The following is a 22,127-nucleotide window of genomic DNA, read 5'->3' as shown; positions in this document are numbered from 1 at the left end:
CCTGGCGGGTGCGGCCCCGCCCGGCGAGCGGTTTTCGGTCAGACCGCGGCGGCGCGCCGGCTCCGGCGGCGGGCCACGGCCGCGCGCCACAGCCCCACCAGGGTGCCCAGCGCCAGCACGGCCACGCCGCCGGCCGAGACCAGGAACGCCGTCGAGCCCGGGCGGTTCGCGCTGGCCGCCGCCGCCACGTACACGGCGGTGGTCGGCACCACGCCGATCAGGGTCGCGAGGACGAACGGGAGGAAGCGCACCCCGGAGAAGGCGGCGCCGTAGTTGCCCGCCTGGAAGGGCATGCCCGGCAGCAGCCGCAGCACCAGCACGCTGCGGAACCCCTGCTCGGTGAAGCGCCGGTCGAGCGCCCCGAGCACCTTGCCCCGCAGGTACGGGCGCAGCGCCTCCCGCCCCAGCCAGCGGCCCAGGCCGAAGGCCATCGCCGCGCCGACCGTCGTCCCGGCGACGGCCAGGGCCACGCCCTCCTGGATGCCCAGCAGCAGTCCGGCGGCGGCGTTCAGCGCGGGCCGGGGCACGAAGGCGAGGGTGCCGACGGCGTAGACGAGGGCGAACAGCGGCGCGAACCAGTAGACGGGGAGCCGGTCGGCCAGCCCGCCGTCGAGCACCTCGGCCGGGCTCCAGAGCAGCAGCGACCCGGCGGCGGCGCCCAGCAGCACCACCAGCACCCCGAGCCGCCACCACGCGGCCGCGCGGCTCCGCGGCGCCTCGGCGGCGGGCGCGGTGACTGCGGCGGGCGCGGTGTCGTCGGCGGTGAGAGGGGCTTCGGTCACGGGCATCCGTCGAGCTTAGGGCGTGTCGTTCGGCTCACGTCGGGTGAGCGGGCGGCGTTGGGGCACGCACCTCGCCGGCTTCTCGTCAGTCACCAATGCTCCGCAGTGGCTCCCTCCTCGGCACCGCCGATGCACGCACCCCAACGCCGCCCGCTCACCCGACGTGAGCCGAACGACACGCCCTGACCCGCCTCCTGTGCCCGTCCGATGGCCGGGGCGCGGAGGCCGTGTGGGGAGCGGGCCTTGGCGGGGTCGGACCCGGCCCGTAGGGTGTGCCCTCCACCGCGGGCAGCGTGGTGGTCCAAGGGGAGGGAACGCGTGAACTCGCTTGCTGCAAAGGCTCGTTGGTTAGGTGCGCTGGTCACGGCGGGGGTGCTGCTGCTGACCGGTGCGGGTACGGCCGGTGCGCGGACGACGGACGGGGACGAAGGGCCGGTGCGGGGCGTCCCGCAGACCGTCCAGCTGAAGCTGGGGGCGCGCTCGGTGGCGGTCGGCCCGGACGGGCGCAAGGCGTACGTCTCGGTCGGCAGCCAGACGGGCGGTGCCCGGCTGGACGTGGTCGACACGCAGAGCGGAGCCGTCACCGCGGAGGTGGTGCTGAACTCCGGGTTCGAGGTCCAGGTCGGGCAGGTGGCCGTCAGCCCGGACGGCTCGCGGGTCTACGTGCTCTACGGGCTCGGCCGGCACCTGCAACTGTCCATGCTGGCCGTCGTCGACACGGCCACCGACACCGTGATCGCCAAGGTGGAGGCCCCCGACCAGCCCCGGCCCAACCCGGAACGGACGACCACCGGGCGCCTGAGCGCGCTGGCCGTCAGCGACGACGGGTCGCGGGTCTTCGTCGCCCAGGCGGGCCCCAAGCCGCCCAACCGCCCGATCCTGGAGGGCGCCCGCATCCTGCAGTTCTCCGCGGACGACCTGGCGTACACCGCCGCCGTGACGGTGCCGGGCAAGTACGCGGGGGGCGTCGCCGTACGGCCGGGCGGTCGCGACGCGTACATCGCCACCGACGAGGGGCTGTCGCTCCTGGACACGAGCACGGACACCCCACTCCTGGAGAAGACCCTCGCCGGTGCGGGCGGCTGGCAGGCCGCCCTGGCCGCGTCCCCGGACGGTTCGCGGCTCTACCAGGTGGACTCCGCGGGCGCGGGAGCGGTCGTCGACCTCGCCACGTCCACCGTCGACTCGACCTTCACCGTCGAGCCGGGCCGCTCGCTCTGGTCCCTGCTGCCGAGCGACGACGGCTCCCGGCTCTACACGGTCGCTCAGGGCTCCAAGGTCCTCTCGATCGACGCCGACACGAACACCGCCGTCCCCGGCGAGGGCGTCGCGGGGCTGAGCGGTGCGAGCGAGCTGGCGGTCGGCCCGGACGGCCGCACCTTCTACGTCACCGCGGGCGCCACCCTGCGGATCATCGGGTTCTGACCGGCCGGGCCGGACCCCGAGGCCCGCTCGGTGACGTCTGAGACGATCACCGGGGAGGGTGCGCCCTCACCGAGCCGATCCCCGGCGCCGGCAGCGAGCCGGAACGACAGCTCAGAGGGGGCGTGTAGAGGCATGGACGCGGTACCGGCATTCGTGCGCAGCTACCACCGAGGCTTGGGACGCGCGTCCATGGCCATGCTCGGGTGCGGGCTGCTGCTGTTCGTCCTGGCGGTGGCCTACCTCATACCGCACGACAGCCATGTCGCCTCGGTCCTCAACGGTCGCGGTGTGCAGGTGCGGGGAGCCGTCACGGAGTGCGTGTCGGTGGGCAGCGACGACGACGGTTCCCCCTCCGCCAACTCCCGTTGCCGGGTGCGCTTCGCGGCGTCCGACGGGCGGTCCGTCGAAGCGGAACTGGCCTATGTGACGAGCGACGTCAGGAACGGCCAGTCCGTCACCGTCGTGTACGACCCGCAGGACACCGGGCTCGTCGCCCTGCCGTCGAGCATCGGCTTCTGGAACACCCTCGGCCGGAACGCGGTGGACTGGTTCGCCCTGGTGGCCTCGGTGGTCATGCTGCTCGTCGGGACGGCGACTCTCGTCTGGTACCTGCGGGTACGCGCTCAGCTGAGGCGGGCGGGAGCGTGACCCGGCCGTGGAAGGATCCGGGGATGCTGGAAGATGTGATGACAGCCGGGCCGGGCCTGCGGGTCTACCCCGAGCCCTCGGACGTGTTCGTCGCCGACCAGGTCGAACTGGCCGAGCACCTGCACCCGTTGATCTCGATCGAGCTCGCCCGGGTCGACCCGGCCTGGCACGGGTGGATCCACCTGCTCAGCCCGCTGGAGCCGGCGGAGGGCTACCTCGGCGACCACACCGGGGCCTTCCACTCGCCGTTGCAGACCACCAACTGGATCGGGTTCGCGCTGGAAGGCGACCGCTACCGGCTGCTCGGCGACGTCCGCTACTTCGCCCGGGCGACCACTCCCGACGAACTGCCCGACCCGCGCGAGGGCTTCCGTGCCCAGCTGGAGGAGCACTGCCGCGGGGAGGAGCACAGCTATCGCCTGCACCGGGACTCGTTCCGCCGCGAGGGCAGGCTGCTCATGCTCGACGCCGATGGTGCGCCGCTCCACGGGTCCGACGAGGCGGTGGCCCTGCTCGAACAGCTCGGCGGCGCCGACGAGGGCGGCAACTGGTCCGAGACCGGGTTCTTCCCGCTGGAGTACGCCGGGGGCGAGGCCCGGCCGGTCAGCCCGGCCGGGCACGAGTTCCGCTTCGTGGCGGCCGTGCCCGGCTACCACTACCGCCGCACGGGCGCCGACTGGATTCTGCTCTTCTTCGAGCCCGTCGAACGACTGGCCCTTCTGACCTTCGACTGGAGCTGACCGCGCCCCGCACCGGCGCGTCACAGCGCGTCGACGTCTCTTCTGGAACGCCTGTCCGGTGACGCCGTGGCCACGGGGCCCGGGGCGGAATTCCTTTCCGCCACCCGCAGCGCGCCGGCGCCCACGGCCATGGCGAGGACCAGGAGGGTGACCAGCCCGAAGGAGACGGTCAGCGAGGTGGCCTGGGCGAGGGCGCCGATGACGGCGGGGGCGATCAGGCCGGAGGTGTAGGTGACGGTGGCGACGCCCGCGATGGCCTGGCTGGCGTTGGTGCCGATCCGCCCGGCCGCCGCGAAGGCCAGCGGGACGATCACCGCGACGCCGACGCCGATCAGCGCGAAACCGGGGATCGCCAGGGCGGGCCGGTCGGCGGCGACGACCAGCAGGCCCCCGGCGGTGGCCACGGCGCCGCCGAGGCGGGTGGAACGGACGGCGCCGAGGCGGCGGATGGCCGCGTCCCCGGCGAGGCGGGCGGCGGCCATGGTGAGGGCGAAGGCCGTGTACGAGGCGGCGGCGACGGTGGCGGAGGAGCCGGTGACGTCGCGCAGGTAGACGCCGCTCCAGTCCATCGAGGCGCCCTCGGCGAACACCGCGCAGAAGCCGATCAGGCCGATGATCAGCGAGCTGCGCGGCGGCAGGGCGAAGCGCGGCGGCGCCTCGGCCTCCTCCCCGGCGCGGATGTCGGGCAGGCCCGCGCAGACGGGCTGGGCGAGGAGCAGCAGCGCCAGTGCCGTCACGGGCAACTGGATCCGCGCGTCCAGGTCGAGGTGGGCGGCGAGGATGCCGAAGCCGGAGGCGACCAGCCCGCCCGCGCTCCACATGCCGTGCAGCCCGGACATGATCGAGCGGCCGAGGCGCTCCTCGATCTCCACGCCCTGGGCGTTCATCGCGACGTCGGCCATGCCCGCCGTGGCGCCGTACACCAGCAGGACGGCGCACAGCGCCGGCAGCGAGGGGGCGAGGGCGGGCAGGACGAGGGTCAGGCAGCACAGGGCGAGCAGGCCCCGCACCGCCGCCCGGCCGCCGTGGCGGTGCGCGATGCGGCCGGCGAGCGGCATCGCGAGGGAGGAGCCGATGGCGGGCATCACCAGGGCCAGGCCGAGCTGGCCGGGGGAGAGGTCCAGGCGGTGCTGGAGCCAGGGGATGCGGGTGACGAAGGTGCCGCCGACGGCGCCGTGCACGGCGAAGACGAGCGCGATGCTCGTGCGGGCGCGGCGCGGGGCGTCGAGCGGTGCGAGTGGTTCGCGTGGTTGAGGCGCGGGGGCGGTGGGGTGTGTCATCCGGCGTTCCCTCCCGTTCGGGCGACGGTTCGATAAATTATCAGGAAGGAACCCTGATAGAAACCCTCTGGAAGGATGAACGGCCATGACCACCGCGCGCACGGCCACGCCGAGCACCGCCCGGGCGATCAACGACCGGCTGGCCCTCAACCTCCTGCTCGAACAGGGCCCCCTCACCGCCACCGAGCTGCGCGACCTCACCGGCCTGTCCCGGCCCACCGTCGCCGACCTGCTCGACCGCCTCCAGCGCACGGGCCTGGTCGCCCTCGCCGGCGAACGCGGCGAACGGCGGCGCGGTCCCAACGCCCGGGTGTACGCCCTCGTCGCCTCCCGCGCCCACATCGCCGCCTTCGACGTCCGCTCCGGCGGCGTCAGCCTCGTCGTCGCCGACCTCGCCGGGCGGGCCCTCGCCACCGCCGAGGTGCCCGTGGACGGCGGCGGCGAACCCGACACCGCCGCGCGGATCGTCGAGGCCCTGTGGGAGGCGGCGCGCGGCGCCGGGGTCGAGCGGCTGCACACCGTCGCCGTCGGCGCCCCCGGGCTCGTCGACCCGGCCACCGGGCGGCTGGTCAGCACCGGCGACCTGCCCGCCTGGCACGGCGAACTCTTCGCCGCCCTGCGGGAACTGCCCCACACCGAGGTCATCCTGGAGAACGAGGTCAACCTCGCCGGACGCGCCGAGTACCGCCTCGGCGCCGCCCGCGACCGCGACACCTTCGTCCTGATGTGGCTCGGCCACAGCGTCGGCGCCGCCGTCGTCATCGACGGGCGGCTGCGCCGGGGCTTCTCCGGCGGCACCGGCGAGATCTGCTTCCTGCCCGTCCCCGGCACCACCGCCCTGCCCAGCGCCGACAGCTGCGAAGGCGGCTTCCACGGCCTCGTCGGCAGCGCCGCCCTCTGCGCCCTCGCCCGCGTCCACGGCCTGCCCGCCGACCCCGCCGACGACGCGCCCGCCGCCGAAGGCGCCGTCCGGGCCGCACTGGCGAGCCTCGACGGGCCCGGCGGGGCCTTCCTCGACGAGCTGGCCGGGCGGATCGCCATCGGCGCCGCCTCCGTGTGCGTGGTCCTGGACCCCGGCTGCGTGGTGCTCGGCGGCGAGATCGGCCGCGCCGGCGGCCCCGAACTCGCCGGACGCGTCGAGGCGCGCCTGGCCGGGCTCTCCCCGCTGCGCACCGAGGTCCGCGCCGGGACGGCCGGCGGCGGCGCCGTCCTCGCCGGGGCCGTGCTCACCGCCGGGGACGCCGTACGGCGGGACCTCTTCGGCGAACCCTGATCCGCTGACCGTCATCCGCTTACGGCAGGATGGCGGCGGGGGCGCGCACCTCCATCCCGAGAACTGCCATCCCGAGGACCACTCTCCCGAGGACCACCGTCCCGAGGACCACCGTCCCGAGAACCACCCTCCCGAGAACCACCGTCAGGAGTCGCACATGGGCCAGGCCGGCGCGGTCAACCCCTACCGGATCGGCGAGGCCGCCGCGCTGCTCGGCGTCAGCGCCGACACCATGCGCCGCTGGGTGGACGCCGGACGGCTCGCCGCCGAGCGCGACGAGCACGGCCACCGGATCATCCCCGGGGCCGAACTCGCCGCCTTCGCCCGGGAGTTGTCCCGCCAGGAGAGCGCCGAGGGCCGCCCCTCCTCCGCCCGCAACCGCTTCCCCGGCATCGTCACCGAGGTGAAGCTCGGCGACGTGGCCGCCCAGGTGGAGATCCAGGCCGGGCCGTTCCGGGTGGTCTCCCTGATCAGCCGGGAGTCGGCCGAGGAGCTGAACCTGGTGCCCGGCGCGCCCGCCACGGCCGTCATCAAGTCCACCAATGTGATGGTCGAACCGCGCTAGCGGTCGCGCAACACCTTCGAACGAGAGGCCCGGATGCCGCACCTGCCCACCACCCAGAGCGCCGTGCTCGCGCTGGAGGAGCTCGCCGCCCGCCACGGCCGCGAGGTCCGCGCCCAGCACGACATCGGCCGCGACCGGACCTTCGCCGGACTGGTCGGCACCGACGCGGCGGGCGACGGGCTCGACGCGATCCCGCACGAGGCCCTGCTGGAGTTCGGCGGCCGGCCCGCGCTGAGCGTGCGGCTGTTCACCCACGACGAGGCCGTCGTGACCGTCGAGGGCATCGCCTTCGACGTCGACCGCGACAAGGTGCCCGCCTTCGTCGACGCCGTCTGGAAGGACCTCGTGCACGTCAAGTCCCGGACGTTCCCGCCCTCCACCACGCTGGTCGTCACCGTCCCCGGCGAGGACAGCTACCGCGAGGGCATCGGCGCCCACGACCTCACCCCCTGGCTGGCCGGGAGGATCCGATGAACCCCAAGCCCCTGGCGGTCGCCCACCGGGGCGACCCGTACCGGTACCGCGAGAACACCCTGCCCTCGATCGCCTCCGCGATCGCCGCGGGCGCCGACGCCGTCGAGATCGACGTCCAGCTCACCCGCGACAAGGTGCCCGTGCTGCTGCACGACCGCACCCTCGAACGGCTCTGGGGCGACCCCCGGGACATCGGGCGCGTCACCACCGAGCAGCTCGAGGACCTGAGCCGGGGCGAACTCGCAGTCCCCACCCTCGCCGAGGCCCTCAAGACCATCACCGCCGCCGACGGCCCCAGGCTCCTCATCGACCTGGACGAGCCAGGTCCGGCCGCCGCCACCTGGTCCGCCGTCACCGACCTCGGCGCCGAGCGGCACGTCGCCTTCTGCGGCCCCGCCACCGCCATGCTCGCCGTGCGCGCGCTCAGCCCCGAGGCCGAGATCGCGCTCACCTGGAAGCAGCCCCGGCTGCCCGGGCGCCCCCTGCTCGACGACCTACGCCCGCGCTTCCTCAACCCGCCCTTCGGGCTGGTCACCCCGCGCCTGGTCGGGGAGGCCGCCGACCTGGGCCTCGCCGTCTCCACCTGGACGGCCGACCTGCGCCGCACCATGCGCCGGCTGCGCGAGACCGGGGCCGCCTCCATCACCAGCAACCGGATCTCCGTGCTGCGCTCCGTCCTGGACGGCCGCCGGTGAGCGAACCCACGCTCTCCACCCGGGCGCTCGGCCGCGCCCTGCTGGCCCGTCAGCACCTGCTGGAGCGCAGCGACCTGCCGCCCGCCGCGATGATCCACCACCTCGGCGGACTCCAGGCCCAGGCCGCGCCCCAGCCGCCCTACCTCGGGCTGCTCTCCCGCATCGAGGGTTTCCGGGCCGAGCGGCTGAGCGAGCTGATCGAGCGGCGGGAGGTGGTGCGGATCGCCCTCCAGCGCGCCACCATCCACCTCGTCACCGCCGAGGACTGCCTGAGCCTGCGCCCGCTGCTCCAGCCCGTCCTGGACCAGGGGTTCGCCGGCAACCACGGCAAACGGCTGGTCGGCGTCGACCTCGACGAGGTCACGGCCGAGGCCCGGGCCCTGGTCGAGGAGCGGCCGCGCACCTTCAAGGACCTCGGCGCCCTGCTCGCCGCCACCCGCCCCGACCGGGACCCGGCGGCGCTCGCCCAGGCCGCCCGCTGCCGGCTGGCGCTCGTCCAGGTGCCGCCGCGCGGCGTCTGGGGGCGCGGCGGCGCGGCCGCGCACACCACCGCCGAAGCCTGGCTGGGCCGCCCGCTCGACCCGGAGCCCTCGCTGGACGCGATGGTCCTGCGCTACCTGGCCGCCTTCGGCCCGGCCACCGCCAAGGACGTCCAGAAGTGGTGCGGCCTCACGGGCCTCGGCGCCGTCCTCACCCGGCTGGCCCCCGGGCTGCTGACCTTCCGGGACGAGCAGGGCCGGCTGCTGTACGACCTGCCGGACGCTCCCCGTCCGGGGGAGGACGCGCCGGCGCCCGTACGGCTGGTCGCGCCCTTCGACAACCTGGTGCTCTCGCACGCCGACCGCAGCCGGGTGCTGCCCGAGGAGTACCGGACGCGGGTGATGAGCGTCAACGGGCTCGTCTCCGGCACCCTGTTGGTGGACGGGTCGGTCGCCGGGACCTGGCGGCTGACGGGGGAGCAGGAGGTCGTGGTCGAGCCCTTCGTCCGGTTGCGGGCCGCCGACCGGGACGCCGCCGAGGCGGAGGCGCAGCGGGTGCTGGCCTTCGCGGGCGGGGACGGGGGCGCGGGCGGGGGCGGATCGGTGCGGTTCGAGGGCCCGTGACGGAAGGCCGCTGAGGGAAGGCCCCTGACGGTTCCTGACACCCGTTCGGGGGGTTTCGGCGGGCGACGCACGGCCTGGTCTGCTGAGCTGGGTCGGTTCGGACCGACGCGACGACGCCCCCGGCGGAGGTGGCCCGTGACCGTGGAGCCCGGCAGGCCCCCGGAGGACCGCCGCCGCCCGTACCTGATGCTGCCGGCCCCGCTGCGGCAGGCGGCGGCCTGGTCGGCGGCGGTGGTGCTGCTGATCGCCGTCGCCTCGCTGGCGGTGTTCGCGCTCGTCGAACTGCGGGCGGCCACCGTGCCGTTCGTCCTGGCCCTGCTCGGCGCCTCGCTGCTGTACCCGGTGGTGCCCTGGCTGGTGGGCCGGGGCGTCGGGCGGGGCCTGGCCGCCGGGCTGACCTGCGCCGTCCTGGTGGTGGCCGTCGGCGGGGTGATCGCCCTGCTCGTCAACTCCCTGGTGCACAGCGCCCCGCAGATCGCCGAGTCGCTCCAGGAGGCCGGGCACAGGCTCGCGGACTGGCTCGGGCCCGCCGGCGCCAAGATCCAGCACGCGCTGGGCAACGCCAAGGGCGAGACCAACTCCCTGCTCTCCACCCTCACCAGCGGCGTGCTCTCCGGGCTCGGGCTGCTCACCCAGCTGGTCACCGGCGGGGTGCTGGCGCTCGCCCTGGTGTTCTTCTTCCTGCGCGACGGCCACCGCACCCCCGAGGCGATCCGCTCCTACCTGCCCGAGCGCGCCGCCGCCACCGTGACGGCCTGCGCCGAGCGGGCCTTCGAGGCGATGGCCGGCTTCATGCGCGGCACCACGCTGATCGCCCTGATCGACGCGGGCTTCATCACCGTCGGTCTGGTCGCCCTCGGCGTGCCCGGGGCGCCGGGCCTGGGCGCCCTGGTGTTCATCGGCGCGTACATCCCCTTCGTCGGGGCGTTCCTGTCCGGCACCGTCGCCGTGCTGGTCGCGCTCGCGGACGGGGGCCTCGGGACGGCGCTGTGGGCGCTGGGGGTGGTGCTCGCGGTGCAGATGATCGAGGGGAACATCCTCCAGCCGGTGATCCAGAGCCGGACGGTGGAACTGCACCCGGCGACCATCATGGTCGCGGTCGTCGCGGGCTCGGGCATCGCCGGGATCATCGGGGCGCTGCTGGCCGTGCCGGTCTGCGCGGCGGCGGTCGGGGTGATCTCCGTGCTGCGCGGCGAACCGGGGCGCGCGGGACGTACGGAGCGTACGGAGCGTACGGAGCGTACGGAGAGCGCGGGACGTACGGGACGTACGGAGCGTTAAGTCGTTGCGGGGGCCGGGCCCTCGTGTGAGGGTCGCGGGACGGGATCGGCGAGAGGGGCTGGGATGCGACGGGTGCTGGAACTGATCGACGCCGCGCCGCAGGGCGCGGGGCCGTACGGGATCACCGCCGGGCCGGACGGCGGCGTCTGGTTCACCCTGGTGCACGGCGGGGAGATCGGGCGGCTGTCGGCGGACGGCACGGTGACGCGCCACGCGCTCGGCGCGCCCGGGTGCGGCCCGGCGGTGATCACGGCCGGCCCGGACGGCGCGCTCTGGTTCAGCCGGATGCGCGACCACCGGATCGGGCGGATCACCGTCGACGGCGAGGCGAGCGCCTTCGAGCTCCCCACCGAGGGCGCGGGGCCGTACGGGATCGCCGCCGGGCCCGACGGCGCGCTCTGGTTCACCGAGCTGAACGCGGGCCGGATCGGGCGCATCACCGTGCGGGGCGAGGTCACGGAGTACGCGCTGCCGCTGGACGGAGCCTTCCCGTCGATGATCACGGCCGGTCCCGACGGCGCGCTGTGGTGCACCCTCAACCAGGCCGACGCGGTGGCGCGCATCGGCACCGACGGCGAGGTGGCCCTCCACCGGCTGCCCACCGGCGGCACCGCGCCCGTCGGCATCACCGCCGGGGCGGACGGCGCGCTCTGGTACGTCGGCATCGGCGGCGGGCTGGTCGGGCGGATCACCGTCGACGGGAAGGTGAGCGAGCACCCGCTGGCCGACCGTACGGCCAGGCCGCACGCGATCGCCGCCGACGCGCACGGGCGGCTCTGGTTCACCGAGTGGGGCGCCGGCCGGATCGGGGTGCTGGACGCCGACGGGCGCCTGGACGGGTACCCGGTCCCGGGCGAGGGCGCCGAGCCGCACGGCATCGCCGTCGGGCCGGACGGCACGGTGTACGCGGCGCTGGAACGCGGGCAGATCCTGAAGCTCGGCTTGGTCTAGCGCCCGTCAGGACCCGGGCGGGAAGGCCCGGGTGGGGAGGGCGGACTCGGGCCGAGGGGCCCCGGGGGTGTGGCCCCCGAGCTGCCGAGGATCCGCTCCGAATGGCCGGCCTTCGACCTCCACCACCCGGCACTGAGCCCCTCGGGCCGTCGGGTCGGTGTGGGGGAGCGCCCCCGTCCGGCGGCATGGCCGGACGGGGGCTGCGGGTGGTGCTCAGCCGGAGGTGGGGACGGGGGTTCTCGCGCTGGGGCGGCGTCGAGTGGTGCGGGTACGGCGGGATCCGGCCACCTGTGGGAGGTTCGCGTGCGACGGGTGAGGTGCGCGGGGACGTCGGGGCGGATCCGGAGGGGTGTCAGCGGAGCTTGGCGAGGCCCCGGGCGGTGCGGCGGGCGGCGCCGCGGGAGACGGCCAGCGCGTCCCAGCCGTCGGGGCGCTCGGGCAGCCGGGCCGGGTCGATCTGGACCTTCCCCGCGTGTACCAGCGGGAGCAGCGGCTGTTCCAGGATCTCGGCGGCGCAGCTGATGCCGCCGACGGCGACCCCGCCGATGCCGCTGCCGTGGCGGGTGCTGGCTCCGACGACGTGCAGGCCCTCGATGGTGGTGCGGGTGTCCGGCCGGTGGCCGGCTTTGCCCCATCCGGCCAGCCCGTAGGGCGTTCCGCCGCTGGAGCGGGTGTAGCGTTCCTGACTGAGGGGCGTGGCCAGCTCCACGTGCGTCAGGTTCCTGCGGAACGGTCCGAGCGCCTCCTCGGCGGCCTGCAGCATGGCCTCGGTGAGCTGCTGCTTGCGGGCCAGGTAGGCGTTGCCGCGCCGGTACCGGCCGCCGTCGGCGGGGCCCTGTTCCACACCCCACCATTCGAGGTCGGCCGGGCAGAGGGTCATCACCTGGAAGTTGCTGTGCCCGGGCGGGCACACGGCGCCGGACTCGGGTTCCTTCAGGGAGGCGAAGGAGACGAACATCGCGTCCACGGTGTCGAGTTCGCCGCGTCTCAGGCGCTGGTACCAGCTCTCGATGTCGGCGTCGCGGTACCACCAGAGGTTGGCGTTGGGCCGGTCGTGCAGCGGGCGGTCGAGCGCCAGGTAGAGGATGGCGAACGGGTGGGCCATGGTCGCCTCACGGGTCCTGTCCGCGATCCGCTGGGGGAAGTGCTCGGCGCCGACGAGCTCCAGCACGGTGCGCCGGTAGTCGGCGTTGGAGACCACCAGCGGGGCGCGCACCTGCTGCCCGTCGGCCAGCAGGACTCCGGTCACCCTGCCGTCCTCGACCAGGACCCGCTGGGCTGCGCAGCGGGTGCGCAGTTCACCACCGTGCGCCTCCAGCACCTCGACCAGGCCGGCGGCCAACTGCTGTCCGCCGCCCACCGGGTAGTAGGCGCCGCGCAGGTAGTGGTCCATCACGGCGGCGTGGATGGCGACGGTGGAGACGTCCGGCGCGAGCCCGTAGTTGGGCGACTGGGCGGCGAGCACCGTGCGGGCCCGGGTGCTCAGGCCGCAGTGCTCGAAGAGCCGCTCGAGCGTGCGCCGGCCCCAGCGGACGGTGACGGGCGTTCGGCGGGCCAGCTGGGCCGGGGTCAGGTCCTCGGTCGACAGCTGGGCGGCGCGTAACTCCGCGGCCAGTGCCTGGCAGATTCCGGTGAACTCCTCGATGCCCGCGGCGTCCTGGGGCAGCGCGTCGGTGAGCCTGCGGCGGTACGGGTCCCAGCCCGCCGGCACGTCCAGGGTGAGGCCTGGCACCGAGATCCGGTCGAAGCCGTCCTGGTCCATCTCCCGGAACCGGATCCGGTCGCCGAGCCCGAGGCCGCCGAGGATCGCCGGCAGCATGCCGTCGGACCCGCAGTCGCCGAGGTAGTGGACGCCGACGTCGAACTCGTAGGACCGGCGCCGCCGGAAGACGTGCGTGTTTCCGCCGGCCACGTCGTGCTGCTCGACCACCAGCACCCGGCGGCCCGCGGCCGCGAGGTAGCCGGCACACACCAGCCCGCCGATCCCCGATCCGATGACCACCGCGTCCCAGTCGTCCTGGTCCGTCATTGCGGCCGTTCCCCCTTCGCACTGTCGACCCGGTTACAGGGCCAGACCTCCCGTCGACCTGGAAGACCTGGCCAGTGTTGTACGAGGCGTGCTCGGAGACGCAGGAAGCCGACGGGGTCGGCGACGTCGGGCAGCCGCCCGAAGTGGCACGGAGCCGTCCGGTCCGGCATCTCCTCGCGGCACCTTATAGGACAGGCGTGCGGTTATGTCGGTGGTGAGGGAAACTCGGCGTAACCACGTTGGCCGGATTTAGTAGCGGTCGCGATCGTCCGTCAGCACCTGTGCAGGGCCAGGCAGTTGACCCGATACGCACCGCCCCCGGCCCCGGCGACTTCCGGTCGATCCGGAGGAGGGGGTTCGGGTGGGAACCACCGGATCGCGGGACGACCACGAGGTGGTGCGCCGCAGGGTGCACGATCTGTTGGACGGCGAACCGGACCTGACGGTCGTCGGCGAGGCCGCGACCGCCGGGCAGGCGCTGCTGGACGCGGTGATGGCGGGCGGGCTACTCGTCGAACCAGACGACCAGCCGGACGTTCCGCTCCCCGTGCACCCCCGCGAGGGTGCGCATGACCTCCCACACCGGCTGCCAGGGGCCGTCGGCGGGGACGGCTTCGCGCCGCCGGGCGCGTTCGGCGCGGAAGAGGGTGGTGCCGGCGTCCCATTCGGTGCCCTCGGCCCACAGCTCGCCGACGGCGCCGGGGTCGACGGTGCGGGTGTCGATGCCGCTGGCCCTGGCGAAACCCCGGCTCCAGTCCCCGCGGTGGGCGAGCGTCAGCGTGCCGTCCGGCTGCCGGCGGTACCGGGCGATGTGGGTCGCCCGGGGGATCGCCGGCTCGTCCCAGTCGACGGCGAGGACCTCCTGCCAGCCCAGCCAGCTGGCGCCGAACGCCGACCCGTCCCAGGCCGCGTACCCGGCCCGGGCGCCCGCCGAGGCGTCGGCGGGCAGGCCCCGGTCGGCGGCGATCGGATGCCAGTGGTCGCCGATGTCCCCGACACCGAAGAGGCAGGCGAAGCCCGGGTAGTCCCGGCCCACGCCGAGCAGTGCCAGGTCGACGGCCGCCTGCCAGGCGGTCTCCCCGATGCCGAGGCCGGGGCCCCAGGTGTGGCACTCCACGAATCCGTGAACATCCGTTCCCATGGCCCGATTCTGTCGTGTCCAGGGGCCAGTGACTCAGCAGGGGGCTTAGGAGGTGGCTCAGCAGGGGGCTCAGGAGGGGGAGTCGGCCGGCCGGGCGAAGGCGTTCTCGGGGCCGAAGCAGCCGTAGTCCTGGAGCGGCCGGGGCACGTCGAGCACGATCTCGACGTGGTCGCCCGCCGGGGAGAGTCCGTCCGGCCGGTCCGCGAACCGCCGCCCGGGCAGGCCCGCGGTGGTGCCGGGCGGGTCGGGGGTGAGGCGCCCGTGCAGGTCCAGCAGGGCGAACGCGGCGTCGTGGACGTCGGCGACGTGCTCGGCCACCGCCTGCTCGGGGACGTCGGGGTGGAGCTGCCGGAAGGCCGCCCGGGCCGCTGCCATGAAGCGCTCGGGATCGACGACCACCACGTCCTGCCGGTGCCAGACGCTGATCGTCATGCCCTCGGCCGGGAGCTCCAACTCGTCCACCCGGCCACGGTACTTCGGGTGGGGGCGGTTGTCAGAGCCTTGTGGCACCGTCCGGACATGACAGCGAACTGGGACGGGCTGCACTGGGACGGCTGGCAGGACGCGGGCGAGATCCGGGCGCGGCTGGCGGCGGGCGCCGATCCGGACTCGATGGGCGGGCACGGACATCCCCTGCGAGAAGCGGCCGTGTACGGCTCTCCGGAAGGCGTGGCGGAACTGGCCCGCCATGTCTCGGACGTGGCGGCGACCGGCTGGCGCGGGACGACGGCGCTCTGGGAGGCGGTGGAGGCGGACCGGCCCGACAACGCCCGGGCCCTGGTGGCGGCCGGTGCCGATCCCTGGAAGGCGGAGCTCGCGGGGTGGTCCCCGGGGCGGCTCGCCCTCGCCGGGCCCGTCCCGGACCTGTTCCCGCTGCCCGAGGGGGAACCCGGTCTGTCGGGGGCCGAACGGGCGGCCGTCGAGCGGGCCCGGCGGCTCACCGCCGCGCTCGGGAAGCCCTCCGTGGACGGAACGGGCCTGGCCTGCGTCGCGGGCATCGACGCGGCCGAGGCGATCCGGCGCCTGGGGGCGGCGCCGGTCGAGGACGAGGAGTTCATGGACGCGTTCGTGGAGCAGCCGTGGGCGTACCCGATGAGTGAGGGGCTGCGCCTCGCCGGGGTCACGACCGTGCCGGGCGGGTGCGTGGTCACCCAGCCCTGGGGCTACGCGCCGTACACCACCGAGGCCATGGCCGCCCTCACTGTAGGGACCTTCGGCTACGCCCTCTTCGCCAACCCCAAGAGCGGCAACCAGGGCATGATCCAGCGCGACGGCGAGGTTGAGGGCTGGGACCTCCACCCCGGTGGGGGCCCGCGGCCCGGCGACGGGCCCGAGGAGGTGCTCGCCGCCTACCTCTACCGCCGGGACGCCGTCGCCTACGCCTGCGCCTTCGCGGGCCTGGAGCCCGAGGACGCCCGGGCCGTCACCGGGCCCGCCGACGTCTGGGTTCGCCTGCCGGAGGCGGGATCGACGGGTTCCCGGTAGTGCCCGGGTGTCGCGGGCCGGTAGGGCGGGGCGGGGCGTACGGTGCGGGCGTACACGGCCTGCTTGCACGGCGGGCGTAGGCGGTGGCGGCGGGTCTTTCGTCCCGTCCTTCCCGGGCCCTGCGGCACTGGTGCCCGGCCGCGCGTGGGCGCGAGGGTGGGGGCGGACGAGTGGACGGGCCGTCAGGCCGTACGGCCGCCGGGGAGCCCGGGTCGGTGACCGAGACAGTGGAGGAAGTCATGACGCGCATCGTTGCGGCCGGAGTGGACGGATCGCCGGAGAGCGCCGCGGCCGCGCACTGGGCGGCCGAGGAGGCGCTGCGGCGCGGGGCCGTGCTGCGGCTGCTGTACGCCTGGCCGTGGCTGACGGACGGTGTGTCCTCCTTCGCCGAGCCGGACGACCTGCCGGCGGCCGCGTTGCAGACGCTGGAGGCGGCCGCGGCGGAGGTCCGCGAGCGGCACTCCGGGCTGGAGGTGCGCACCGACGCCGTCCTGGACTCCCCGGTGGACGGGCTGGTCGCGGCCGTGCCGGCGGGCGAGGCTGAGCTGCTGGTGCTCGGCTCGCGCGGGCTGGGCGGGTTCAGCGGGCTGCTGCTGGGCTCGGTGAGCATGGCGGTGGCCGGGCGCAGCGCCGTGCCGGTGGTCGTGGTGCGGGAGGCGAGCGGGGGTGGCACGGGCGGCGAGGTCGTCGTCGGGGTGGACGCGCACAGCCCGGAGGAGGAGGTGCTCGCCTTCGCCTTCCGGGAGGCGGCGCTGCGCGGGGCCCGGCTGCGGGCCGTGCACGGCTGGGACCTGCCGCCGGTGTTCGGCTACGCGGGCGGCGCGGTGCCGGCCGCGGAGGTCGCGCAGCTGGAGGCGCTGGAGGCGAAGCTGCTGTCGCTCGCCGTGGCGGCGCAGCGGGAGGAGCACCCCGAGGTGGAGGTGGTGGAGGACGTGCGGCTCGGCGCGGCGCGGGGGCTGGTGGAGGCGTCGGCGGGTGCGGCGCTGGTGGTCGTCGGCCGGCGGCGGCGCCCGGTCGAGTTCGGGCCGCGGCTGGGACGGGTCGCGCACGCGGCGCTGCACCACGCGCAGGCTCCGGTGGCGGTCGTGCCGCAGGGGTGACCCGGAGTCGGGGTTCGGCGGCGGGGTCGTGGGGGCTCCGCCGCCGCCCTACGTGCGGGTCTGGTTCGGCCCGACGCAGGAGCCGCCGCCGGGCCGGGTCCGGCGGCTGCGGCTGGAGCCGGTGAGTGCCTAGGCGGACGGGGCCTGAGGGTGGGGGGCCACCCCGGCGCGCAGGAACTGCGTGAACGCCGCTACCGCCGGGGGCATCCGCTGCCCGCGCCGCACCGCCGTGAACACGTGCCGCACCGGGGTGTCGTCCGGGTGCAGGGGGAGGAGGACGATGTCCGGGCGGGCGGCGGGGACGGCCAGGGAGGGGATCAGGGTGGGGCCCAGACCGGCGGCGACCAGGCCGAGTTTGGCGGTCCAGTTGGCGACGGCGTACTCGATCCTCGGCTGGAACCCGGCGCGCATGCAGGCCGCGAGGAGGGTGGTCCCGGGGTCGCGGCGGGCCGCGATCCAGGACTCGTCGGCGAGTTCGGCCAGCCTCAGGCGCCGCCGCCTCGCCAGGCGGTGCCCGCGCGGCAGGGCGACCATCACCGGGTCCTCGGTGAGCAGTCGGAGGTCGAACTGCCCGTTGTCGTAGGGCTCTTCGGTGGCGTCGGGGAAGGTGGCGAGCAGTGCGAGGTCGATGGCGCCCTCGCCGAGGAGTTCCAGCAGGGGTGTGGAGAGCCCCTCGGTGAGGCTGATCGCCACCTGCGGGTGGGCGGAGCGGAAGGCTGCGAGGGCGCTGGGGACGAGGGCCACGTTGGCGCTGTCGAAGGCGCCCACCCGTAGGCGTCCGGCGCTGAGGTCGGTGAGGGCGGCGAGGTCGCGCCGGGTGGTGTTCAGGCGTTCCAGCATGGCCTCGGCGTGGGGGAGGAGGGTGCGTCCGTGGTCGGTCAGCCGCACTCCGCGGGCCAGCCGGTCGAAGAGCGGGGTTCCCAACTCGGCTTCCAGGGTGGCGATCTGGCGGGAGATCGCGGACTGGGTGTACCCCAGCCGTTCCCCGGCGGCGGTGAAGGAGCCCGTGTGGGCGACGGTGCGGAAGACGTCCAGCCAAGCCATGTCCATCCCGCATGGTTACCATGCCGGACATTCGCTTGTCGCCTGGCTCGGCCCTGCCTAGCGTGGTGGTCATGGGAATGAAGATCGCGTTTCTGGGGCTGGGCCGCATGGGCCTGCCGATGGCCCGCCGCCTCGCCGCCGCCGGGTACGAACTGACCGTCTGGAACCGCTCCGCGGGCAAGGGGGAGGGCCTCGTCGAGGCGGGAACCCCGGCCGAGGCCGTGGAGGGCGCCGACCTCGTGGTCACGATGCTCTCCGACCCGGCCGCCGTGGCCGAGGTCGCCGGGGCGTTCGTCCCCGCCCTGGCGCCGGGCGTGCTGTGGGTGGACATGTCCTCCATCGGCCCGGAGGCGGCGGCCGAGCTGCGCGCCCAACTGCCTTACGGCGTCGGCATGGTGGACGCACCGGTGCTCGGCAGCGTCGGCCTGGCGGCGCGCGGGGAGCTGACCATCTGCGTCGGTGGCGAGGACGCCGACCTGGAGCGGGCGCAGCCCGTGCTGGAACACCTCGGCACGGTGCGGCGCTGCGGCGGCCCGGGCGCGGGGGCGGCGCTGAAGGTGGTGGTGATCAGCGGGATCGTGGCCTCGGTCACGGTGGTCGCCGAAGTGCTGGATGTGGCGCAGGAGTTGGGAGTCCCGCAGGAGCTGGCCCTGGAGGTGCTCGGGAACGGCCCGCTCGCCGGGCCGGTCGCCCGGGCGCGCAACAAGGAGTCGGACTTCCCGGTGCGGCTGGCCGCCAAGGACCTCGGCCTGGCGGGCGGTGGTCCGGTGCTGAGGGCCGCGCGCCAGGTCCTGCTCGCGGACCCGGCGATCGCGGACCTGGACCTGGCGTCCGTGGTGACGGGGCTGCGGTAGCACGGGGGTTGAGCAGGGGCCCGGCGTCCACCACAGGGGAGTGGACGCCGGGCCCCGGTGCGTCACCGTGGGCGTGAACCGGGCGGCAGGACCTGGGCGGAGACCCGCAGGGAGGGGCTGCGGCGGAAGTGGAGGGTGAACTCCACCCACTGGCCCGCCGTCAGCGGCGGCGGGTCGGCGATCAGCACGTCCGCGTCCTCCGGGGTGAGTGCCAGCTCCCCGCCGGGCGGCACCGGCAGGTCGGGCACCGGCTCCCAGCGGCCGGCCGCACCCTGGTGCAGATGGCGCTTGAGGGTGAGGCGCCCGCCGAACTGCCAGCCTACGGAGGTGAGTTCGTCGGGTATGTCCCCCGGGTTACGGAGCGTGAAGAAGGCCGCCGTGGCGGGGGCCGCGCCGGCGGTGGGCAGCAGCACCCAGCCGGGGCCGGTGGCCTCCACCGGACGGGCGCGGCCCGCGCCGCCGACGGCCGTCCAGCCGGTCAGCAGGGCGAGGGCGAGCGCGGCGGCCCCGAGGGGTGGGGCCATCGCGCTGACGCGGTCGGGGATCCTCATCGCCTCGGCCCCCGTCCGCGACCGGGCTGCCAGGTGCGCAGGCGCAGGCTGTTGCCCACCACCAGCAGCGAACTCAGCGACATCGCCACCGCCGCCAGCATCGGGTTCAGCAGCCCGACCGCCGCGAGCGGGATCAGCACCAGGTTGTAGCCGAACGCCCACAGCAGGTTCGCCCGGATCGTCGCCAGGGTGCGCCGGGCCAGGAGCACCGCGTCCACCACCGTCTCGATGTCGCCGCGTGCCGGGGGCCGCGACGGGTCGAAGGTCGCCTGACGCGGCACCAGCGTCAGCCCCGCCGCGCCGATCGCCGCGTCGCTGCCCGAGGCCAGTGCCACCCCGAGGTCGGCCGAGGCCAGCGCGATCGCGTCGTTGACGCCGTCGCCGACCACGGCCACCCGCCGCCCCGCGGCCCGCAGTTCGGCCACCAGCTGCGCCTTGCGCTTCGGCGAGGCGGCCGCGTGCACCACCTCGATGCCCAGCTCCCGGGCCACCGCCCGCGCCGCCCCCGGGCCGTCCCCCGTCGCCAGCACCGGCTCCAGGCCGAGCCCGCGCAGCCGGTGCAGCGCCCGCCAACTGCCCGCCCGTACGGTGTCGCCGACGGCCAGGACTGCCTCGGCGCGCCCGTCCACCTCCACCAGGACGGCCGTGCGGCCCGCCTCCCCGGCCGCCGCCACGGCCCGCTCCAGCTCGGGCGGGAGAGCGGCGGTGGCCGCGTCCGGGCGGACCAGGCGGACGGTGCGGCCCTCGACCGTGCCGCTCACGCCCAGTCCGGCGGTGGCCGCGAAGCCCACCACGGGCGGCAGGGCGCCGCAGCGTTCGAGGGCCGCCGCCGCGACGGCCCGTCCGATCGGGTGCTCGGAACGGTGCTCGACCGCGCCCGCCAGCCGCAGCACCTCCTCGGCGGCGGCGTCGTGGGCCGTGGTGACCTCGGTGAGGGCCATCCGGCCCGTGGTCAGGGTGCCGGTCTTGTCCAGCACGACCGTGTCCACCCGGCGCAGGCTCTCCAGCACCTCCGGGCCGCGCACCAGCACCCCCAGTTCCGCGCCCCGCCCCGTCGCCGCCAGCAGGGCCGTCGGCGTGGCCAGGCCCAGCGCGCACGGGCAGGCCACCACCAGCACCGCCACCGCCGCCGTCACCGCCGTCTGCGGGGCCGCGCCCGCCCCCAGCCAGAAGCCCAGCACACAGGCCGCGACCGTCAGCACGCAGGGCACGAACACCCCGGCCACGGCGTCCGCCAGGCGCTGCGCCTTGGCCTTCCCGGCCTGCGCCTCGGCCACCAGGGCGGTGATCCGGGCCAGTTGGGTGTCCGCGCCGACCGCCGTCGCCCGCACCACCAGCGCGCCGCCGACGTTCACCGTCGCCCCCGCCACCGTGTCCCCCGGGCCGACCTCCACCGGGACGCTCTCGCCCGTCAGCAGGCTCAGGTCCAGCGCCGAACCGCCCTCGACCACGACCCCGTCGGTGGCCACCCGCTCACCCGGGCGCACCACGAACTCCTGCCCCGGCAGCAGGAGTTCGACCGGCACCAGCCGCTCGGCGCCGTCCTCCCCGCGCAGGCAGACCTCCTTGGCGCCCAGCTCCGCCAGCGCCCGCAGGGCGGACCCGCCGCTGCGCCGCACCCGGGCCTCCAGGCGGCGCCCGGCCAGCACGAACAGGGGGACGCCGACCGCCGCCTCCAGGTAGACGTGGGCGGCGCCGCCGGTGGCCGTCAGGGAGAACGGCATCCGCATGCCCACGGCCCCGGCGCCGCCGAGGAACAGCGCGTACGCGGACCAGCCGAAGGAGGCGAGGACGCCGAGGCTGACCAGGGTGTCCATCGTCGCGGTGGCGTGCCGCAGCCCACGGAGCGCCCGGCGGTGGAAGCCCGCCGAGCCCCAGGTGACCACCGGGACGGCCAGGGCGAAGCACACCCACTGCCAGGCGGGGAACTGCAGGGCGGGGACCATCGACAGGGCGAGGACGGGGAGGGCGAGGAGGGTGGTGAGCGGCAGACGGCTCTCGTCCGGCTCCTCCTCCCGAGGCGCCGGCGGGGCGCCGGGGGCGGCCAACTCGGCGGTGTAGCCCGCGCGTTCCACGGCGGCGACCAGATCGGCGACCTGGACTCCGGCCGGGTGCAGCACCCGGGCCCGGCCCGTCGCCAGGTTCACCCCGGCGCTCACGCCCTCGATCCGCGCCAGGCGCTTCTCCACCCGGCCCACGCAGGCGGCGCAGGTCATCCCGCGGACGGTCAGGTCGGTGCTCACCAGGGCTGGGCCGGGGGTGGCGCTGGGGGTGGGGTTGGGAGTGGAGCTGGGAGTGGGGCTGGGGCTGGGGGCTGCGGGGGTCATCGCATCCCGCCCATGCCGTGCCCGCCCATGCCCGGCGACGCCCCGCCGCCGCTGCCACCACCCCCGGCCGGGCGCAGGCCCGGGGCCACCGGCCCCGCCTGCCGTCCCACGGCGTAGGAGACGCCGAACACCGCCACCAGGAGCAGGGCGAACCCCACCAGCACACTCATCGACTTCACGTTCACGTTCCAGCAGTCGGACGGGGATGCCCGGTGGTTCCCGTACGGCCGGAAGTTCCTCGGAGGCATGTGGGAAAGTGACAAAACCTCGGGAGCAGATCCATCGAAGAGGGCACCTGATCGACCGTAACTCCCCTGACAGTGTGGCTCGTATACCGAGCTCCCCCTCGCCGCTCGCGGTGGGGGGTGTGACTCCTCCA

Annotated in this window: 22 protein-coding genes; 13 read left to right on the top strand and 9 right to left on the bottom strand. The window is 75.3% G+C overall.

Features of this window, described 5'->3' with window-relative positions; genetic code table 11:
* Positions 1-38 precede the first annotated feature (38 nt).
* Complete coding sequence (locus ACIBCA_RS17110) at positions 39-788, bottom strand: TVP38/TMEM64 family protein (protein ID WP_396283689.1); 750 nt, start codon at positions 786-788, stop codon at positions 39-41.
* Between the two features lie 366 nt (positions 789-1,154).
* On the opposite strand from ACIBCA_RS17110, the gene ACIBCA_RS17105 reads away from it, so the two are divergent.
* The 3 genes from ACIBCA_RS17105 to ACIBCA_RS17095 all read left to right on the top strand — a co-directional run bounded on the left by ACIBCA_RS17105 (position 1,155) and on the right by ACIBCA_RS17095 (position 3,595).
* Positions 1,155-2,207, top strand: a complete 1,053-nt coding sequence (locus tag ACIBCA_RS17105) for a YncE family protein (protein WP_396283688.1) — start codon at positions 1,155-1,157, stop codon at positions 2,205-2,207.
* Between the two features lie 174 nt (positions 2,208-2,381).
* Positions 2,382-2,855 (top strand): DUF3592 domain-containing protein, encoded by a 474-nt coding sequence (locus ACIBCA_RS17100; RefSeq protein WP_396283687.1) that lies wholly within the window; start codon positions 2,382-2,384, stop codon positions 2,853-2,855.
* 23 nt (positions 2,856-2,878) lie between these two features.
* Positions 2,879-3,595 (top strand): hypothetical protein, encoded by a 717-nt coding sequence (locus ACIBCA_RS17095; protein ID WP_396283686.1) that lies wholly within the window; start codon positions 2,879-2,881, stop codon positions 3,593-3,595.
* Between the two features lie 20 nt (positions 3,596-3,615).
* On the opposite strand, the gene ACIBCA_RS17090 is transcribed toward ACIBCA_RS17095, so the two are convergent.
* Positions 3,616-4,875, bottom strand: a complete 1,260-nt coding sequence (locus ACIBCA_RS17090; protein ID WP_396283685.1) for an MFS transporter — start codon at positions 4,873-4,875, stop codon at positions 3,616-3,618.
* An 85-nt stretch (positions 4,876-4,960) separates the two neighbouring features.
* Here ACIBCA_RS17090 and ACIBCA_RS17085 point away from each other — a divergent pair, with 85 nt between their 5' ends.
* The 7 genes from ACIBCA_RS17085 (at position 4,961) to ACIBCA_RS17055 (ending at position 11,217) form a co-directional block, all read left to right on the top strand.
* Complete coding sequence (locus tag ACIBCA_RS17085) at positions 4,961-6,148, top strand: ROK family transcriptional regulator (RefSeq protein WP_396283684.1); 1,188 nt, start codon at positions 4,961-4,963, stop codon at positions 6,146-6,148.
* 157 nt (positions 6,149-6,305) lie between these two features.
* Positions 6,306-6,713, top strand: a complete 408-nt coding sequence (locus ACIBCA_RS17080) for a molybdopterin-binding protein (RefSeq protein WP_396283683.1) — start codon at positions 6,306-6,308, stop codon at positions 6,711-6,713.
* A 33-nt stretch (positions 6,714-6,746) separates the two neighbouring features.
* A complete protein-coding gene (locus tag ACIBCA_RS17075) occupies positions 6,747-7,187 on the top strand; it encodes a hypothetical protein (protein WP_396283682.1) in 441 nt (146 codons plus the stop codon).
* Positions 7,184-7,882, top strand: a complete 699-nt coding sequence (locus ACIBCA_RS17070; protein WP_396283681.1) for a glycerophosphodiester phosphodiesterase — start codon at positions 7,184-7,186, stop codon at positions 7,880-7,882. The genes ACIBCA_RS17075 and ACIBCA_RS17070 overlap by 4 nt, the downstream gene beginning before the upstream one ends.
* Positions 7,879-8,985, top strand: coding sequence for a winged helix DNA-binding domain-containing protein (locus ACIBCA_RS17065; RefSeq protein ID WP_396283680.1), 1,107 nt, complete (start codon positions 7,879-7,881; stop codon positions 8,983-8,985). Before ACIBCA_RS17070 ends, ACIBCA_RS17065 begins: the two co-directional genes overlap by 4 nt.
* A 135-nt stretch (positions 8,986-9,120) precedes the next feature.
* Positions 9,121-10,266: an AI-2E family transporter gene (locus ACIBCA_RS17060; protein ID WP_396283679.1), complete on the top strand. Its 1,146-nt coding sequence runs from the start codon at positions 9,121-9,123 to the stop codon at positions 10,264-10,266.
* 63 nt (positions 10,267-10,329) lie between these two features.
* Positions 10,330-11,217 (top strand): virginiamycin B lyase, encoded by an 888-nt coding sequence (locus tag ACIBCA_RS17055; protein WP_396283678.1) that lies wholly within the window; start codon positions 10,330-10,332, stop codon positions 11,215-11,217.
* A gap of 352 nt (positions 11,218-11,569) precedes the next feature.
* Here the strand turns inward: ACIBCA_RS17055 and ACIBCA_RS17050 are convergent, their stop codons facing one another.
* From ACIBCA_RS17050 to ACIBCA_RS17040, 3 genes are all read right to left on the bottom strand, one after another.
* Positions 11,570-13,246: a phytoene desaturase family protein gene (locus tag ACIBCA_RS17050; protein WP_396283677.1), complete on the bottom strand. Its 1,677-nt coding sequence runs from the start codon at positions 13,244-13,246 to the stop codon at positions 11,570-11,572.
* A 505-nt stretch (positions 13,247-13,751) separates the two neighbouring features.
* A complete protein-coding gene (locus ACIBCA_RS17045; protein WP_396283676.1) occupies positions 13,752-14,387 on the bottom strand; it encodes a hypothetical protein in 636 nt (211 codons plus the stop codon).
* A 69-nt stretch (positions 14,388-14,456) separates the two neighbouring features.
* On the bottom strand, positions 14,457-14,849 hold the full coding sequence (locus tag ACIBCA_RS17040) for a hypothetical protein (protein WP_396283675.1): 393 nt from the start codon (positions 14,847-14,849) through the stop codon (positions 14,457-14,459).
* Between the two features lie 57 nt (positions 14,850-14,906).
* On the opposite strand from ACIBCA_RS17040, the gene ACIBCA_RS17035 reads away from it, so the two are divergent.
* On the top strand, positions 14,907-15,872 hold the full coding sequence (locus ACIBCA_RS17035; protein ID WP_396283674.1) for an ankyrin repeat domain-containing protein: 966 nt from the start codon (positions 14,907-14,909) through the stop codon (positions 15,870-15,872).
* A 239-nt stretch (positions 15,873-16,111) separates the two neighbouring features.
* Complete coding sequence (locus tag ACIBCA_RS17030) at positions 16,112-16,972, top strand: universal stress protein (RefSeq protein WP_396283673.1); 861 nt, start codon at positions 16,112-16,114, stop codon at positions 16,970-16,972.
* Between the two features lie 129 nt (positions 16,973-17,101).
* Here the strand turns inward: ACIBCA_RS17030 and ACIBCA_RS17025 are convergent, their stop codons facing one another.
* Entirely contained in the window at positions 17,102-18,022 is a 921-nt protein-coding gene (locus ACIBCA_RS17025) for a LysR family transcriptional regulator (RefSeq protein WP_396283672.1), read from the bottom strand.
* A 65-nt stretch (positions 18,023-18,087) separates the two neighbouring features.
* Between ACIBCA_RS17025 and ACIBCA_RS17020 the strand changes: the two genes are divergently transcribed.
* Positions 18,088-18,870: an NAD(P)-dependent oxidoreductase gene (locus ACIBCA_RS17020; RefSeq protein ID WP_396283671.1), complete on the top strand. Its 783-nt coding sequence runs from the start codon at positions 18,088-18,090 to the stop codon at positions 18,868-18,870.
* A gap of 62 nt (positions 18,871-18,932) precedes the next feature.
* On the opposite strand, the gene ACIBCA_RS17015 is transcribed toward ACIBCA_RS17020, so the two are convergent.
* The 3 genes from ACIBCA_RS17015 to ACIBCA_RS17005 are packed head-to-tail and all read right to left on the bottom strand — an operon-like array spanning position 18,933 to position 21,927.
* Positions 18,933-19,421, bottom strand: a complete 489-nt coding sequence (locus ACIBCA_RS17015) for a copper chaperone PCu(A)C (protein WP_396283670.1) — start codon at positions 19,419-19,421, stop codon at positions 18,933-18,935.
* Positions 19,418-21,748, bottom strand: coding sequence for a heavy metal translocating P-type ATPase (locus ACIBCA_RS17010; protein WP_396283669.1), 2,331 nt, complete (start codon positions 21,746-21,748; stop codon positions 19,418-19,420). The genes ACIBCA_RS17015 and ACIBCA_RS17010 overlap by 4 nt, the downstream gene beginning before the upstream one ends.
* Positions 21,745-21,927, bottom strand: coding sequence for a hypothetical protein (locus ACIBCA_RS17005; protein ID WP_396283867.1), 183 nt, complete (start codon positions 21,925-21,927; stop codon positions 21,745-21,747). The genes ACIBCA_RS17010 and ACIBCA_RS17005 overlap by 4 nt, the downstream gene beginning before the upstream one ends.
* Positions 21,928-22,127 lie beyond the last annotated feature (200 nt).

It is taken from the genome of Kitasatospora sp. NPDC051170, assembly GCF_044455705.1.
GTDB lineage: Bacteria > Actinomycetota > Actinomycetes > Streptomycetales > Streptomycetaceae > Kitasatospora.
Note: the sequence above shows the minus strand (reverse complement) of the source record. Positions and strands in the feature narration are given on the sequence as shown.